The following is a 17,023-nucleotide window of genomic DNA, read 5'->3' as shown; positions in this document are numbered from 1 at the left end:
CGAATCGCATACGCCGAAACATTCATCACACACCCACCTTATAAAAACTCAAATCCCGCCCCTCTAGCGCGCCAAAGTAGGCGACTGATTCACCACGTGCACCAAATCCCCATCCACCAAAAACTCCCCCCACGCATCACCAAACGCGCCTGCGCTTCCACCCCACGCACCTCTACACGCTGATTATCGCGCCGTCCCACCTCAACATTCTGACGATGCACACGACTTGAATCATCGACCACCCAAACATAGTGATAGCCATCCTCAATCGTTACCGCCGAACTAGGCACAGTCAATGCCTCATAAGAATCCACTAAAAACTCCCCCCGCAACAACAGCCCAGCGCGCAACCCCGCCGTCTCTTGCAAATCCACATACACCAACCCACGCCGTGAACGCTCATCGACCACTGGCGCAATATTTTCCACCACCCCAGAAACCTCCATTTCATCAAACTTCAAGCGCACCGCCGTCCCCACCTCCACCTCAGAAAGCCACTCACTCGGCACCTCCGCCTGCCACTGCAACGCCCCATCGACCATCATCTGCAAAAGTGGCATCCCCACCGTCGCCGTCTGCCCCAAAACTGCCAATTTCGCACTCACCACCCCAGCAACAGGCGCCACCACCTCTGCATACTCCAAACGCAATTTTTGCAACTCAACCAACGCCTTAGCCTGCGCCACACGCGCCTTCGCCTCATCACGCGACGCCACCAACTGCTCTGCCTCCATTGCACTCATCGCCCGCTCTGCTAGCAATTCCTGCGCTCTTTTTGCATTGCGCCCCCCCAAGCGCAACGCCACCTCCGCCTGCGCCAACTGCGCCTTTGCCTGTGCCAACTCCTGCTCTATCATAGCCGCATCAAAGCGCATCAACACCGCCCCCTTTCCACCACATCCCCCACCTCAACCGCAATGTCTGTAAGCACCGCCCCATTTAAACGCGCATCCACACTTGCCAAAGCCTTAGCGCGCACAAATCCACTCGCTTCATGCACCTTCTCCACCACCTCTTGCTTAGGCAGCACCACCTCCACCGTTAACGCCGACTGCGCCCAAACCTCAAGAGAAAACAACCACACCACCCAAAAAACCCACATCATCTTTTTCATAACAGCCTCAAACAAAAATTAACCACGCACAAGCGACAAAACCGCGCATTATCCGTTACAATCGCCAAAATTCAAAAACCACTCCAGCCATGACCCACTACACCCTCCCCATCCACATCACCCACATCGACACACACCACATCCACTTTAAAATTGCAGACCCCCGCGCCAGCTGCCCCAAATGCGCTCAAGGACAAGGATGTGGCGCCAACCCATGGTTTAAAGGCATCCGCCCAAACGCCAACATCACCTACCGCTTCCCACACTCCCAAGCCAATCCCACTGTACATCCCAACACCACCGCCTATTTAAAAATTCCTGCATCGCTACTTAACCGCACCGCCACCATCCTCTACGCGCTAGCTCTTACAGGATTTTTCATAGGACTAAGTAGCGCATTTTTCCTAAACTTCAATGAAGGACTACAACTCATCAGCGCCCTTATTGGCAGTTTTATCGGACTTAAACTCAGCCGACGCCTAAACAGCCTTCAACTCAGCCACCACCTACAACTACAAGACGACAGCGCCCCAAGTCTTTGCATTGCTCAATCTACTTCCGCTTCTTCTTAGGTTTAGCCCCCACCTTTTGCGTTAACTTCTCCCCCAAATACCGCACCAACAGCTCACGTTTAGTCCAAAAAAACGTCTGCATCTTCTCCAGCGAATACGTCATTTTTAGCATCGCAGGCAATCCTGCATGGAAAATCGCCGCCAACTGCGCATTCATCTGCTCCTCTTCCATCGCCTGCGCCAACGTTACCTGATGGGTTTGCAAATACTGTTGCAGTTCAAAACGCACAGACGGATTTAGATTAATTTTATTTAGCATCCAAGCCTCCTGAAAGACAAATTAACAAAAAAGAGCAACTAGTGTAACACCACAACCTCCACAGACCACGACAAATCTCCCCACAAGCGAACACAAAAAATTATGCTAAAATCCGCCAATTTGCCAAAAAAATCTTGAGGACACTATGCCATCACACACTTTTACTCGCCTATTTTTTGAAAAACGCCCAGAGTTTACCCATCACCATACCCTAAGCGAGACCCTCAAAACGGTTCTTGGCATCAACACCTTAACCAAACTACGCCTAATTCATCTCTACGACTGCTATAACTGCCCCGAAGAACTCATAGAACTTGCCTGCGAACAAGTCTTTGCCGACCCCGTAAGCGACCACATCCACAGCGAACTCCCCGAAGCGGATTTTACCCTCATCATTGAACCGCTTGCAGGACAATTTGACCAACGTGCCGACTCCGCCATGCAATGCCTTGCCATGCTTGATGAACGCTTAAAAAGCGTCGACGTTACCAGCGCACAAGCCTATCTCTTTTATGGCGAATTGAGCGAACAAGACCAACAAGCCATCAAAGACTACCTCATCAACCCCATCGAAAGCCAAGAAAAAATCCTCACCCTAACCGAACGCCCCAGCGCTCAACAACCAAGCGCGCCTGTGTATTATGATAACTTCATTACACTGGATAAAGACGCGCTAAAACAATGGTATAGCCAACACAACCTCGCCATGACCATTGAAGATTTACACCTTATCCAACAGCATTTTCAGCGCCTAGAGCGCGCGCCAAGTGAAACCGAACTGCGCGTCCTAGACACCTACTGGTCAGACCACTGCCGCCATAGCACCTTTAACACTCAACTCAACGCCTTTGCTTTCCCGCAAAATGCCTTTGGCGCATTATTGCGTCAAGAATTTGTTGACTATCAAGCGCTACGCCAACATGTCTATGGCGAACAAGCCGACCAGCGCCCCTACACCCTCATGGAACTTGCCACCATCGACGCCAAATATCAAAAAAAACAAGGCAACCTTGAAGACGTTGAGTTTTCAGCTGAAATCAACGCCTGCTCTGTTTTTGTAGAGATTGAACAAAACGGCAAAAGCGAGCCATGGCTTTTGCAATTTAAAAACGAAACCCACAACCACCCCACCGAAATCGAGCCTTATGGTGGTGCTGCCACCTGCATTGGCGGGGCGATTCGCGACCCCTTATCAGGACGCGCTTACGTCTACCAAGCCATGCGCCTATCTGGCAGTGCTGACCCACGCCAACCCATTGAGCAAACCCTAGTAGGCAAACTCCCTCAGCGCCTTATCGCCCAACAATCTGCCGAAGGCGCCGCCTCCTACGGCAATCAAATTGGGCTGGCAAACGGACAAATTGTTGAGTTCTACCATTTAGGCTATCTTGCCAAACATATGGAAGTTGGCGCAGTGGTCGGTGCAACGCCAAAAGCTCACGTCCAACGTAGCCAACCACAGGCAGGCGATAAAATCATTCTTATTGGGGGCGCAACTGGACGAGATGGCTGCGGGGGGGCTACAGGCTCATCGCGCCAACAACACGACCAATCCCTCCTCGTAAGTGCTGCTGAAGTGCAAAAAGGCAATCCTCCTGAAGAGCGCAAACTCCAACGTCTATTCCGTAAAAAAGAGTTTGCTCAACTAATTAAACGATGCAACGATTTTGGCGCTGGTGGCGTAAGTGTCGCTATTGGTGAATTAGCTGATGGTGTAGAGATTGATTTAGACGCCATCCCTGTTAAATACCAAGGACTTAGCGCTACGGAACTCGCCATTTCAGAATCACAAGAGCGCATGGCAATCGTTGTGCAAGAAGAAGATGTTGCCCTTGCTAAACAACTCGCCGCGCAAGAAAATCTAAACGCCAGCGTCATTGCCACTGTCAATAACAGCAACACCCTCACCATGCGCTATCGCGGAGAAACCGTTGTTTCCCTAGCGCGCGACCTACTAGAAAGCAACGGCGCAACCAGCTATCAAGACCGCGTCTTATTAGCCGACCTCAACCCCGAACTTGACCCCACCCCAAAACCCCTTACAGAAGAACAAACATGGGTGGACGCCCTCAGCGAACAACTCAGCCAACTCAAATTCGCCAACCAACGCGGATTGGGCGACCGCTTCGACCATAGCGTTGGCGCAGGCGCTGTTTTACTTCCCTATGGCGGACGCCTACAACGCACTCCTGCAGAAGCCAGCGTCTACACCCTCCCAACCCCCACTCCAACCGACACCGCTCCATTCTTGCTTATGGATTTGACCCAGACCTTAGTAGTTGGAGCCCCTATCATGGCGGATTGTGCGCTGTTGTAGAAGCTACCGCACGCCTTGTCGCCTGTGGAGGAGAGGCTCGTCAAGCTCACTATTCCCTGCAAGAATATTTCCGCCGCCTAGAAGATAAACCCGAACACTGGGGGCAACCCTATAGCGCATTATTAGGCGCACATCATGCGCTTTATCGCCTAAATCGCGCCGCTATTGGCGGAAAAGATTCGATGAGTGGCTCTTTTAACGACCGACACGTCCCCCCTACGCTCATTGCATTTGCCGTTGCCAGTGTCAATAAAAACCGCGTTATGAGCCCCGAATTCAAACAAAGCGAACATCAACTCTACTGGCTACGCTGTCCGCAAGATGAACACAATCGCCCCGATCTTGACGCTTTTATGAAAAACAACCAATTTATTACTCAAGGCATCGAAGAAGCTCATCCAAAGCGTGCGCAGCATTCGCCATGGCGGTATCTTACAAGCCATCTATGAATGTACCTTGGCAATAACATCGGCGTCAACATCGAATCCATTGATAAAGAAGACCTCTTTATCGCCGAATATGGAGGGTATCTCATCAGCAGTAAAGGCGGATTAGGCGTTACCGCTCATCTCAAACATCTTGGCTATACCACCGACAACGGCAAAATCACCTTAAACAACCACAGCGAAAGCATCGAAACCTTCTATCAAATCGCCAGCGCCACACTTAAAGACCTCTACCCGCTTTATCCAAGCAAAACCCAACAAGGCGTAACAATCGCTCTTGCCACAGGGCAAAACATCCCAACCAACAACCGTCGCACCACAAGCTTAGCCCAACCGCGCGTCTGCTTGCCTGTTTTCCCCGGAACAAACAGCGAACTCGACACCGCGCGCGCCTTTAGTCGCCATGGCGCCTTAGTCAGCGAAAGCATTTTATGCAATCGCCAGCAAAGCGATATCCAGCACTCTATCGAACATTTCATTACCACCCTAAAGCAAAGCCAAATCCTTGCGCTTTCAGGCGGATTTAGCGCAGGAGATGAACCCGATGGCTCAGGAAAATTTATCGCCACTTTTTTAAGAGAAGCACGCGTGCGCGAAAGCATCGAAGATTTCCTTGCCAGAGACGGACTCATCTTAGGCATTTGCAACGGCTTCCAAGCCCTTATCAAATGCGGACTTCTCCCCTACGGCACATTCACCTCCCTAAAAGAAAATGACGCCACCCTCACCCACAACACCCTAGGACGCCATTTAGCGCGCGTTGCCACCACCGTTGTCGCTAATAATCACAGCCCGTGGTTGCGTGATTTTAAGATTGGACAAGCGCATGAAGTCTGCCTCTCTCATGGCGAAGGGCGCTTCCTTTGTGGAGAAAAAATCCTAGAAACCCTCATCAACCAAGGACAAATTGCCACCCAATACGCCAACCCCAACACCAACGAACCCAGCATGGACGCCCGTTACAATCCAAACGGCTCACAACTAGCCATTGAAGGCATTACCAGCCCCAACGGACATATCTTCGGCAAAATGGGACACAGCGAACGCCACCTTAAAGGACTGCATCGCAACTACCCCAATTTCCGCGACCAAGATATTTTCCTAGCAGGCATCCAAGCATTCAAATAACCCACCGCCCCCTATGCCATACCGCGAACACACCCCCATGATGCAACAATACTTAAGCATCAAAAAAGACTTTCCAGAAACTTTATTGCTCTATCGCATGGGGGATTTTTACGAACTCTTTTTTGACGATGCCCATCGTGCTGGCGAACTTTTAGGCATTAGCGTTACCACGCGCGGACAATCGGCTGGCGCCCCCATTCCCATGGCAGGCGTTCCCGTCCACGCACTAGATAACTACCTTGCAAAACTCGTTGCCCAAGGCGTCTGTGCGGTGATTTGCGAACAAATTGGCGACCCAGCGACCAGCAAAGGACCTGTTGAACGCGCCGTTACCCGTATCATCACCCCGGGCACACTCACCGATGACGCCCTATTAGACCAACAACGCGACAACATCCTAGCCTGCCTTTATCCCGAGCCACCGCATTATCATTTAGCCTATGCCGATATAAGCAGCGCCCGCTTTCACCTCACCACCCTCCACAACGACATCGACCTACACGCCGAACTTGAGCGCCTTCGCCCAAGCGAAATCCTCCTCCCTGAAAGCACGCGCCTTACCCTCCCCGCCCATCTACCCCATCCCCACCGCCAACCCGACTGGTATTTTGAGCAAAAAAGCGCCACCCACCTCCTACAACAACATTTTGCCGTGCAAAGCCTTGAAAGTTACGGCTTTAGCGATGATGACCCACTCCTACGCCCTGCTGGCTGCCTGTTGCAATACCTACACGACACCCACAAACAGCATTGCCCCCCGCTCAACCCCCCAAAACGCCAACAAACCCACGACCACCTCATTTTAGACGCCAGCACTCGTCGCAACCTAGAACTTGAATACACCCTAAACGGCGAACACAAACGCAGCCTCATCGCCACCATCAACCACTGCCAAAGCGCATCTGGTAGCCGCCTACTCAAACGCTGGATCAACCAACCCCTAACTCAACACACCACCATCAACGCGCGATTAGACAGCGTCGCCACCCTCATAACCGACCCAGCCCACAACGACCTACAAACCCTCCTCAAACACAGCGCCGACCTTGAGCGCATCGCCACACGCATCGCCATGACCAGCGCCAAACCACGTGATTTATCACAACTGCGCGACACCCTAACCCAACTCCCCCACCTCCACCAACTTCTACAATCAAGCGCCCAACAAGCCCCCCTCATCGCGAAACTCATCGCCCCCCTCAATCAAAACCCACAAATCCACACCCTATTACAAACCGCACTGACCGACACCCTACCCCCTAATTTAAAAGAGGGTGGCATTTTTAATCCTGATTACCACGACGAACTCAAACACCTCACCCAACTCAGCCAACACAGCGACCAAATCCTACAACAAATCCAGCAACAAGAGCGCCAGCAAAGTGGCATTGACAGCCTAAAAATTGGCTATAACCGCGTTCACGGCTACTATCTTGAAATCCCTAGAAGCCAAAGCGAACACGCCCCCAAACATTGGTTGCGACGCCAAACCCTCAAAAGCAGCGAACGCTATATCAGCGACGAACTCAAAACCCTAGAAGAACAAATCCTAAGCGCTCGTGAAAAAGCGCTAAACCTTGAAAAACAACTCTACAACCAACTGCTTACCCAACTAGACCAACACCGCCACTGGTACTACCAAATCGCCCACAGCCTCGCCAGCCTCGACGTCTTAAGCGCCTTTGCCATACTCGCTAAGCGCCACAACTACCACCGCCCCACCTTCTGCACAGAAATTGGCATCCACATCCAGCAAGGACGTCATCCCGTCGTTGAACAACACAGCGACACCCCCTTTATTGCCAACAACCTCACCATCACCCCCAAACAGCAACTCCTCATCCTGACAGGCGCTAATATGGGCGGAAAATCCACCTACATGCGCCAAAATGCCCTCATCAGCATACTCGCCCATGCAGGCAGTTACGTCCCTGCAAAAAGCGCCCAATTTGGACCATTAACCCGCATCTTCACCCGCATCGGCGCAAGCGATGATATCGCCAGCGGACGCTCAACCTTCATGGTGGAGATGAGCGAAACCGCCAACATCCTGCACAACGCCGACCAACATTCACTTGTTCTCATGGACGAAATCGGACGTGGCACCAGCACCTTTGATGGACTCTCTCTTGCTTGGGCAAGCGCACAACACCTAAGCCAACACAACCGCGCCCTCACCCTCTTTGCCACCCACTACTTCGAACTCACCCAACTCGCCCAACAATACCCCAATATCAGCAACTACCATCTAAGCGCCATCGAACACCATGACAACATCGCCTTCCTCCACCAAGTCAAACAAGGCGCTGCCAGCAAAAGTTATGGTCTACAAGTTGCACGCCTAGCTGGCGTCCCCAAACCTGTTTTACACCAAGCACAACAAAAACTCCGCCAACTTGAAACCCAACACAGCAAACCCCCAGCAAATCTCCCTTCTTCCCAGCGAACCACCGCAGCCAGAGCCCAACCCCGAAATACAAAAAATCCTCCACCAACTCAACACCCTAGACCTAGACAACCTCAGCCCTAAAGCCGCGCAAGATCTCCTCTATCAATGGCGCGCCCAACTTCAATCCCCACAACCTCCACATAAAAAAACCAACAAAAAAAGATAACTTGTTAAAATACCGCCCATTTAACCCTATAAACACAATAAACACACCCTATGAACCACAGCCGTCGACATCTATTAAAACAAAGCGCCACCCTCGCGCTTAGCGCACTCCTCCCACTTAGTGCCCATGCGCGCGCGCAAACCACCCTCGAACATCACCTAAACACCACCATCCAAACCATGCGCCAACAACAACGCATAAGCGCCGACGAACGCACCGCATGGGCAGTAACCGACCTCAACAGCAATCAAAAACTCGTCTCCATTAACGAACACCAACCACTGCAAGCCGCCAGCATGGTCAAACCGCTTATTATCCAAGCCTACCTATTCGCCCACCACTACAAAGACCCCACCCTCTATCCACTAGATAACAAAATCACTAGTGAAATGCGCGAAATGATTGTCCACAGCAACAACGACTTCACTAACCGCCTCATCAAACGCCTAGGCGGTCCACAAGGCGTGCAATGGATACTCAAAAAACACGCCCCCCAAATCTTTCACGACATCCAAATTGTAGAATACATTCCCGCGCAAGGACGCACCTACAAAAACCGCGCCAGTGCCAGCGATTACGAACGATTCCTCCACGCCCTTTGGCATAACCAACTCGCTGGCGCCAACTTCCTCAAAACCCTAATGAGCATTCCCAACCACGACCGCATCCGCGCTAATACCCAATTCGTCCCCAAAACTGCCATCATTTATGATAAAACTGGCTCAACCAGCATGTTGTGCGGTAATATCGGCATTATTGAAATTCAAAGCCACGTGGCATTGTCGCCTACACCCTAACCGCCATCATCGAAAAACAACACAAAACTAAAAGCTACAGCCAATGGATTACCCAACGCAGTAATATCATTCGCGAGATATCAGATTTAGTCTATCTGCATTTTGCCCGCGCTTACGCTTTAAGCTAGGCACGTTATTTTTGACAGCCCCCAAACATGAGAGTATTATGCGCCATCCTGTGAAATCACTACCAAAACACATTGACCCTTGGGCTTTTTGCAAACACCGCGAAACCCTCCAAGGTGAGCTAAACGCCATGCAAACCAAACAATTGCAACAGTGGTTAGCCAAAGAAGATACAATCGAATTTTGCCTAGAAGGCAACATCGATTCTCGTCAACAACCCCGCCTAAGCGGACAAATTGACGCAACGCTACATCTACAATGTCAGCGTTGTTTAGAACCGATGCGCTACCCTCTAAAGACTAATTTTGATTATGTCCTCATCGCTCATGAGCGCCTAGAGGAGAAAGTGTTAGATGGCAGTGAGACATTAATTTGTGACCAAGAAGAAATTGAACTTTCTTGGTTTATTGAAGAAGAACTCTTGCTGAGCATGCCAATGATTGCCAAGCATGAAAACTGTAACTTACCGCTTGAGGACGTTGTGGTGCAAACCCCAATACGCGATGAGCGCATTGAAAACACCCAACAACCTTTTGCAGACTTGAAAAAACTATTAAATTCTAAGGAGTAAGCCATGGCCGTTCAAAAAAGCCGTAAAACCCCCTCAAAACGTGGAATGCGTCGCGCACACGATTCACTAAGTCTCGTCACCTTATCCACAGACAGCCAAACAGGTGAGCGCCATTTACGCCATCACGTTACTAAAGAAGGCTTTTATCGTGGCAAACAAGCAATTGTTCGCGCTGTAGAAGTCGAAAATTTCGAAGACGAAGAATAAAATTGCGATGTGCGCTAGAACAACACCAACCATTGCAATTGATGCAATGGGCGGTGATATTGGTTTAGACACAACTCTTGGTGCCGCGGCTTTAGCCCTTAAGCAAAACCCTAATTTAACGTTTATCTTAGTTGGCAAACATGAGGAAATCTCTGCCCATAGATTGTTTGCCGACCTAGACCAAAGCCGCGTTAACCTACATCATGCCTCGCAAATCGTTGGCATGGACGAACCTCCCTCCAGCGTCTTACGCCATAAAAACGATTCTTCTATGTGGCGAGCGATTGAATTGGTTAAAGAAGGTAAAGCGGATGCTGTGGTAAGTGCTGGCAATACTGGCGCTTTAATGGCCACCTCTCGCTATATCTTAAAAATGCTCCCGGGCATCGCGCGCCCTGCTATCTGCGCGACCGTACCCAGTAAAACAGGCATGTGCATTGGCTAGACCTTGGCGCTAATATCGATTCCAAACCTACTCAATTATTGCAATTTGCCATCATGGGCTCGGAAGTGAGCAAGGCAGTTGATGGCAATCCAAATCCACAAGTTGGATTGCTCAATGTTGGCGAGGAAGAGATTAAAGGTAGTGAACTTATTAAAGAAACCAGCAAACTGCTTGAGCAAAGTGCCCTAAATTATATTGGCTTTGTTGAAGGCAATGATATTTTCTTACGCCAAAATTTAGATGTTGTTGTCTGTGATGGATTTGTAGGCAATATCGCCTTAAAATCCATTGAAGGCATTGCCAAGTTTATTCAGTTTCACACCGAATATGAATTTAAACGCAATCTCGTAACAAAGCTCATCGCACTACTAGCCTATCCAATTTTAAAAAGACTTAAAAACCGCATTGACCCTAGACGTTACAACGGTGCAAGTCTTTTAGGGTTACAAGGCATCGTCATTAAAAGCCATGGCAATGCTGATCCTGTGGCTTTTGCCAATGCCATTAAAATTGCGCATTTAGAAAGTAAAAATGGCGTACTGACTCATATTCGCCATGCTCTTGAATCTATTCAGCATGAAGAAGCACAGAAGGAAAACCCCCACCATGACCTTTAGCAAAATCCTCGCAACTGGTGCTTACCTTCCAGAAAAAATACTCACCAATCAAGACCTTACCCAGTATTTTGACACCTCTGATGAATGGATTCGAACTCGCACAGGTATTGAGCAACGTCATATTGCCGCGAAAGACCAAAGCAGTACCGATCTTGCCTATCTTGCTGCTTTAGATGCGCTTGAAAGTGCTAACTTAAATGCGCGAGAACTAGATTTAATAATTGTTGCCACCTCTACTGCCGAACACCATTTCCCCTCCAATGCCTCCCAACTACAACACCGCCTAGGGTGTCGCAATATTGCTGCTTTTGATATTCAGGCAGTTTGTTCTGGCTTTGTTTATGCTCTAAACATTGCAGATAATTTTATTCGCGCCAAACAGGCTAAACGTGTTTTAGTCGTTGGTGCAGAATTATTTTCTAATGTGTTAGATTGGTCAGACCGTGGCACGGCCATTTTATTTGGCGATGGTGCAGGCGCTTGTATTTTAGAGGCTTCCTCTACCCCTGGCATTCACGGCTCAGTCTTACACGCTGATGGCGAACAAAAAGAACTTCTCTGGATTCCAAATGGCATTGGCTCCCCTGCCTGCCAACGCCAAACTCGCTCACCCCATATTCATATGCAAGGGCGCGAAGTCTTTAAAGTTGCTGTGCGCACGCTTGCTAATCTTGTTAATGAACTGCTTGAAAGCTGTCAAATTAGCATCGAAGACATTGATTTCCTTGTGCCGCATCAGGCAAATTTACGCATTATCAAATCAACGGCTGAGCATCTAAAATTACCAATGGAAAAAGTCATTGTTACAGTAAATAAACACGCCAACACCTCCGCAGCCTCTGTCCCATTGGCATTAGACTACGCCATTAAAAATAAAATAATTAAGCGTGGTGATAACCTTATTTTAGAAGCTTTTGGCGGTGGTTTTACTTGGGGTGGTAGCATCATCACTTATTAAAACAATTCAAGTTTTTCAATCAACCATAAGGAATGATTATGTCGATTGCATTTATGTTTCCAGGACAAGGCTCCCAAAGCGAGTCTATGCTTAGCGAACTTGCTCAAGCCTACCCCATTGTAAAACAGCGCTTTGAGCAAGCCTCTGATATTTTAGGCGTTAATCTTTGGTCATATGTTACAGATAACAGCACAGGACAACTCGACCAAACCGCCAATACTCAACCTATTTTGCTCGCTGCCAGCCAAGCCTGCCATGACGTTTTAACGCAAGAATTCCCTGAAATCCAACCCGCCTTTTTACTCGGACACTCTCTAGGAGAGTATAGCGCCCTGCGCATAGCAGAAGCGATGAGCTTTAATGAGGCCATTACGCTCACCCGCCATCGCGGTGAATTGATGCAGGAAGCAGTAGAATATGGCAAAGGCGCAATGGCTGCTATCTTGGGGTTAGAAGATGAACAAGTAATTCATCTTTGCAGTGATATCTCAGACACAGTCTCAGCAGCAAACTTTAATGCCCCAGGACAAGTCGTTATCGCAGGCGAAAAACAAGCCGTGCAAGAAGCCATAACGCTTGCCAAAGAGCTTGGCGCTAAACGTGCAATTGAATTACCCGTAAGCGTTCCCTCCCATTGTGCACTGATGCGCCCAGCAGCTGCAAAATTTGGGCTTTATCTTGAAAAAGTTGATTGGCAATTACCGCTCAAAACACCCGTTATTCACAACGTTGATGCCAAAACCCGTACAACCAAAGAAGGCATCATCAGTGCACTTGGAACACAACTCTACCAACCTGTGCAATGGGTTAGCTGTGTTGAACATATTGTATTAGAAGGTGTAAAACTTTGTATCGAACTAGGGCCTAATAAAGTATTGAGCGGTCTTAACAAACGCATTCATCCTGAATTAACCAATCTTCCTTTTAATCAACCCAATGACTTAAAAGCCATTGAATCTTTCTTAGACCAGCATTTGGAGAGAACATGAACCAAGAGGATACTCTAGCCACACAAATCGTTTTAGTTACTGGCGCAAGCCGTGGCATTGGTAAAGCCATTTTAACTGCCTTTGCCGAGCAAGGCGCTACCGTAATTGGCACGGCAACTAGCGAACAGGGGGCTAAAAATATTAGTCATTACTTAAGTGAACAGAACTACAAAGGCAGTGGCATGGTGCTAAATGTTACTGACACTCAAGCCATTGAACAAGTTTTAGATACCATTAAACAAACCTATGGGGCGGTGAGCATTTTAGTCAATAACGCGGGCATTACCGAAGACAATTTGCTCATGCGTATGAAGTCTGAGCAATGGGATAACGTCATCCAAACCAACTTAACAAGTATTTTTCATCTTTGCAAAACAGCGATTCGCGATATGATGAAAGCACGTTATGGGCGCATTATCAATATCGCCTCTATTGTTGGATTAACAGGAAACGCTGGTCAAACCAACTATTCTGCTGCCAAAGCAGGTCTGATTGGCTTTTCTAAATCTTTGGCGCGCGAAGTAGGCTCACGCGGAATTAGTGTAAACGTCGTTGCCCCTGGTTTTATTGATACTGATATGACTGACAATCTTCCTGAAGCGCAAAAAAAATCTTTTTTAGAACAAATTCCCATGCAAAGCTTAGGTAAACCAGAAGATATTGCCCAAGCAGTTGTCTTTCTTGCCCAAGCGCGCTACATCACTGGCGAAACCCTACATGTTAATGGTGGCATGAGCATGTTTTAAACCATGCGTTAATACTTTGCACTGGTATTTAACGCATAAACCTTTTACAATCACTTTTTTAAACCTAACTAAGGAAATTTAAAACCATGAGTAATTCAATTGAACAACGTGTTGTTAAAGTAATCGCTGAACAATTAAGCGTTGACGAAGCACAAGTTATCCCCGAAGCGCATTTTATAGATGACCTCGGTGCTGATTCACTTGATTTAGTTGAGCTTGTTATGTCTTTAGAAAAAGAATTTGACTGCGAAATTCCTGACGAAGACGCTGAAAAAATCACTACGGTGCAATCAGCTATTGATTACGTCAACGCTAACGCTTAACACTAATCCCCAAAAGCCACAGTAAAAATTGCTGTGGCTTTTTATTACCTAAAGCCTAGTATCATGCAAACAACTCAGCTTAAAGAATTTCCCCGTATTGTCGTTACGGGAATGGGTATTGTCAGTCCTGTTGGTTCAAGTATTAGCCAAGCATGGGACAATGTTATCAATGGACGTAGTGGCATCACCCCCATTCAAGATTACGATGTAAGTGATTTGCCGGTAAAATTTCGTGGTAGCGTTCAAGGATTTGAATTAAACAACTATTTCAATCCAAAAGAAGCACGCAAAATGGATTTATTTATCCATTACGGCATCGCTGCTGCAATCGATGCGATTACTGACAGTGGGTTGGATTTTAGCCAAGATAGTCCACTAGCCGAGCGCACAGGGGTTATTATCGGCTCAGGCATTGGCGGCTTACCCGGCATGCTAGAAGGCTATAAAGATTTTCTGGAAAAAGGCGCAAAGCGCGTTTCTCCTTTTTATGTGCCAAAAAATATCATCAATATGATTTCTGGTAACTTATCCATTCGCTACGGTCTGCAAGGCCCTAACCTTGCCACCACCACTGCCTGCGCTAGCGCTACGCATTCTATCGCACAAGCCACGCGCATGATTCAAATGGGCGATTGTGATGTCATGATTGCAGGTGGCGCGGAAATGGCAGGTAATCCTATGGGAATTGCAGGATTTGCCGCAGCCAAAGCACTCTCAACGCGTAATGATAACCCCGAAGCGGCTTCTCGCCCTTGGGATAAAGACCGTGATGGCTTTGTGCTTGCTGATGGCGCAGGGGTTGTTGTATTAGAAACCCTAGCACATGCCAAAGCACGCAATGCCAAAATCTATGGCGAAATTATTGGTATTGGCATGAGTGCTGATGCCTATCACATGACCGCACCACTAGAAAATGGCACAGGCGCAGCACGTTGCATGAAAAATGCGCTTAAAGACGCTGGTATTAATCCCGAAGAAGTTGATTACATCAATGCCCACGGCACCTCCACTCCAGCAGGGGATAGCGCAGAGGCCAGAGCCTTACAACAAACCTTTACAAATCATAAAAATCTTGCCGTCAGTAGTACCAAATCCATGACAGGACACGCTTTAGGAGCAGCTGGTGGTTTAGAAGCCATCTTCACCTTACTCGCTTTACGTGATGGCATTGCCCCACCAACCATTAATCACGACAATCCCGATAACGAATTTAATTTAAATTTTGTTCCTAATATCGCGCAAGAAAAATCTATTAATATTGCCCTATCAAACTCTTTCGGTTTTGGTGGCACCAATGGTAGCCTTATTTTCAAAAAAATATAGCACGCCATAGCATTTACCCCATCGTATGCGCCGATTAATTGTCCAAAAGGAAGTGTTATGCTTGGTCGCATAGTTTTACGTTTGTTTTTATTTATTCTCATAAGCGCTACTCTTGTAGGCGCGCTTGCCTATTGGCAATATCAACAAACTCTAAACACCCCCATCACACACCAAAAAAACAGCTCACCTTTAGAAAATATCTTAAGCGTTAAACGTGGGGATACCCTACGCCACATTACCCAACGCCTCCAACAACATGGACAGATTTCTAACCAATGGCCTATATTGCTTTACGCCAAACTCAATCATCTTGCCCCAAAAATTCAAGCAGGCGATTATAGCCTCGACCCCCAAATTACCCCACTTGATTTGCTAGATAAAATGACTCAGGGTGATGTTATTGTAAACACTCTCACCATCATTGAAGGGCACACCTTCGCCCAAATGCTTGAGACCATCAATGCCCACCCCTACATTCAGCACACCCTTATTCAAGAGCAAAACCCAAACCAAACCATCGCCAACAGCCTTAATATTGATGGCGCATTAGAAGGTTGGTTTTTACCCGATACCTATCATTTTTCCATTAACGACCGTGATATTGACCTCTTAAAACGCATGCACACAGCCATGCAAACCGCGCTAAAGGATGCTTGGCAACACAAAGCCGACAACCTCCCGCTCAATACTTCTTATGACGCCCTAATCCTCGCCTCTCTTATCGAAAAAGAAACCGCCCTTGCCAGCGAACGAACACAAATTGCAGGCGTATTTATCCGTCGCCTACAAAAAAACATGCGCCTACAAACCGACCCCAGCGTTATCTATGGTGCCCAAGACTATACAGGCAGCCTAACCAAAACCCAGCTCACCACCGATACCCCTTATAACACCTATACCCGTCATGGACTTCCGCCTACTCCCATCGCCTTACCAAGCAAAGCATCCCTACACGCCGCGCTACATCCTGATGACAGCGACAGCTTATATTTTGTTGCCAATGGCGAAGGCGGACACACCTTCTCCCGCACCTACAAAGAACACCAAAAAGCCGTCGCCCACTATCGCCAACAACAGCGCACCCAACCATGAACACCCCACCCAAACACTACAGCGGACGCTTCATCACCCTAGACGGTAGCGAAGGCACAGGAAAATCCACCCAAATTCATCAGATTGAGCAGTGGCTAAAACAGCACCACCTCCCCTACCTCCTCACTCGAGAGCCAGGCGGCAGCCCCTTAGGCGAACAACTACGCACCCTCCTACTCACCCAAACCACCCCCATCGACCCTCTAGCCGAACTCCTTTTACTACTCACCGCCAGACGCCAACACCTCACACAAATCATCTGGCCAGCGCTTATACAAGGAAAATGGGTTATCTGCGACCGCTTTAATGATGCCACCTATGCCTATCAAGGCTACGGACGCCAACTCGACCCCCCAGCTTATTGCCCAATTTGAAACC

Annotated in this window: 18 protein-coding genes and 1 pseudogene; 16 read left to right on the top strand and 3 right to left on the bottom strand. The window is 48.4% G+C overall.

The genetic code is table 11. From position 1 onward, the window contains the following. Positions 1-89: 89 nt before the first annotated feature. A complete protein-coding gene (locus tag A5N84_RS03760; protein WP_078055555.1) occupies positions 90-875 on the bottom strand; it encodes an efflux RND transporter periplasmic adaptor subunit in 786 nt (261 codons plus the stop codon). After that, the gene (locus A5N84_RS03755) at positions 875-1,114 is read right to left on the bottom strand and encodes a hypothetical protein (protein WP_072281323.1); all 240 of its coding nucleotides are present in this window, start codon (positions 1,112-1,114) and stop codon (positions 875-877) included. The genes A5N84_RS03760 and A5N84_RS03755 overlap by 1 nt, the downstream gene beginning before the upstream one ends. A gap of 89 nt (positions 1,115-1,203) precedes the next feature. Here A5N84_RS03755 and A5N84_RS03750 point away from each other — a divergent pair, with 89 nt between their 5' ends. Then, entirely contained in the window at positions 1,204-1,686 is a 483-nt protein-coding gene (locus A5N84_RS03750; protein ID WP_072281322.1) for a SoxR reducing system RseC family protein, read from the top strand. Here the strand turns inward: A5N84_RS03750 and A5N84_RS03745 are convergent. Continuing rightward, positions 1,667-1,945: a hypothetical protein gene (locus A5N84_RS03745; protein WP_072281321.1), complete on the bottom strand. Its 279-nt coding sequence runs from the start codon at positions 1,943-1,945 to the stop codon at positions 1,667-1,669. The genes A5N84_RS03750 and A5N84_RS03745 overlap by 20 nt on opposite strands. A 145-nt stretch (positions 1,946-2,090) precedes the next feature. On the opposite strand from A5N84_RS03745, the gene A5N84_RS11565 reads away from it, so the two are divergent. The 15 genes and pseudogenes from A5N84_RS11565 (at position 2,091) to tmk (ending at position 17,019) form a co-directional block, all read left to right on the top strand. Further along, positions 2,091-4,262, top strand: coding sequence for an AIR synthase-related protein (locus A5N84_RS11565; RefSeq protein WP_233119916.1), 2,172 nt, complete (start codon positions 2,091-2,093; stop codon positions 4,260-4,262). Then, the gene (locus A5N84_RS11560; RefSeq protein WP_233119915.1) at positions 4,247-4,711 is read left to right on the top strand and encodes a hypothetical protein; all 465 of its coding nucleotides are present in this window, start codon (positions 4,247-4,249) and stop codon (positions 4,709-4,711) included. Before A5N84_RS11565 ends, A5N84_RS11560 begins: the two co-directional genes overlap by 16 nt. Further along, positions 4,712-5,836, top strand: coding sequence for a phosphoribosylformylglycinamidine synthase subunit PurQ (locus A5N84_RS11555; RefSeq protein WP_233119914.1), 1,125 nt, complete (start codon positions 4,712-4,714; stop codon positions 5,834-5,836). Positions 5,837-5,873: 37 nt separating this feature from the next. After that, positions 5,874-8,366 carry a DNA mismatch repair protein MutS gene (gene mutS / locus A5N84_RS03735; RefSeq protein ID WP_233119913.1) on the top strand — a complete coding sequence of 831 codons (2,493 nt, stop codon included), beginning with the start codon at positions 5,874-5,876 and terminating at the stop codon, positions 8,364-8,366. Positions 8,367-8,501: 135 nt separating this feature from the next. Next, positions 8,502-9,248: a serine hydrolase gene (locus A5N84_RS03730; RefSeq protein ID WP_233119912.1), complete on the top strand. Its 747-nt coding sequence runs from the start codon at positions 8,502-8,504 to the stop codon at positions 9,246-9,248. A 166-nt stretch (positions 9,249-9,414) separates the two neighbouring features. Next, the gene (locus A5N84_RS03725) at positions 9,415-9,945 is read left to right on the top strand and encodes a YceD family protein (RefSeq protein ID WP_233119911.1); all 531 of its coding nucleotides are present in this window, start codon (positions 9,415-9,417) and stop codon (positions 9,943-9,945) included. Between the two features lie 3 nt (positions 9,946-9,948). Beyond that, entirely contained in the window at positions 9,949-10,152 is a 204-nt protein-coding gene (gene rpmF, locus A5N84_RS03720; protein ID WP_072281320.1) for a 50S ribosomal protein L32, read from the top strand. Between the two features lie 7 nt (positions 10,153-10,159). Continuing rightward, positions 10,160-11,214: pseudogene (gene plsX / locus A5N84_RS13325) on the top strand (phosphate acyltransferase PlsX). After that, entirely contained in the window at positions 11,204-12,172 is a 969-nt protein-coding gene (locus A5N84_RS03710) for a beta-ketoacyl-ACP synthase III (protein WP_072281319.1), read from the top strand. The pseudogene plsX and the gene A5N84_RS03710 overlap by 11 nt, the downstream one beginning before the upstream one ends. A gap of 32 nt (positions 12,173-12,204) precedes the next feature. Next, positions 12,205-13,161, top strand: coding sequence for an ACP S-malonyltransferase (gene fabD / locus A5N84_RS03705; RefSeq protein WP_408633830.1), 957 nt, complete (start codon positions 12,205-12,207; stop codon positions 13,159-13,161). Further along, the gene (fabG, locus tag A5N84_RS03700; protein ID WP_072281318.1) at positions 13,158-13,907 is read left to right on the top strand and encodes a 3-oxoacyl-ACP reductase FabG; all 750 of its coding nucleotides are present in this window, start codon (positions 13,158-13,160) and stop codon (positions 13,905-13,907) included. The genes fabD and fabG overlap by 4 nt, the downstream gene beginning before the upstream one ends. An 86-nt stretch (positions 13,908-13,993) precedes the next feature. Beyond that, positions 13,994-14,230, top strand: coding sequence for an acyl carrier protein (gene acpP / locus A5N84_RS03695; protein WP_072281317.1), 237 nt, complete (start codon positions 13,994-13,996; stop codon positions 14,228-14,230). 63 nt (positions 14,231-14,293) lie between these two features. Next, positions 14,294-15,553 (top strand): beta-ketoacyl-ACP synthase II, encoded by a 1,260-nt coding sequence (fabF, locus tag A5N84_RS03690; protein ID WP_072281316.1) that lies wholly within the window; start codon positions 14,294-14,296, stop codon positions 15,551-15,553. Between the two features lie 57 nt (positions 15,554-15,610). Further along, complete coding sequence (mltG, locus tag A5N84_RS03685; RefSeq protein WP_072281315.1) at positions 15,611-16,645, top strand: endolytic transglycosylase MltG; 1,035 nt, start codon at positions 15,611-15,613, stop codon at positions 16,643-16,645. Next, complete coding sequence (gene tmk / locus A5N84_RS12515) at positions 16,642-17,019, top strand: dTMP kinase (RefSeq protein ID WP_198923766.1); 378 nt, start codon at positions 16,642-16,644, stop codon at positions 17,017-17,019. Before mltG ends, tmk begins: the two co-directional genes overlap by 4 nt. Positions 17,020-17,023: the final 4 nt, after the last annotated feature.

Source organism: Rappaport israeli, assembly GCF_001888055.1.
Lineage (GTDB): Bacteria > Pseudomonadota > Gammaproteobacteria > Cardiobacteriales > Cardiobacteriaceae > Rappaport > Rappaport israeli.
This window is presented reverse-complemented; position numbering and strand designations above follow the sequence as displayed.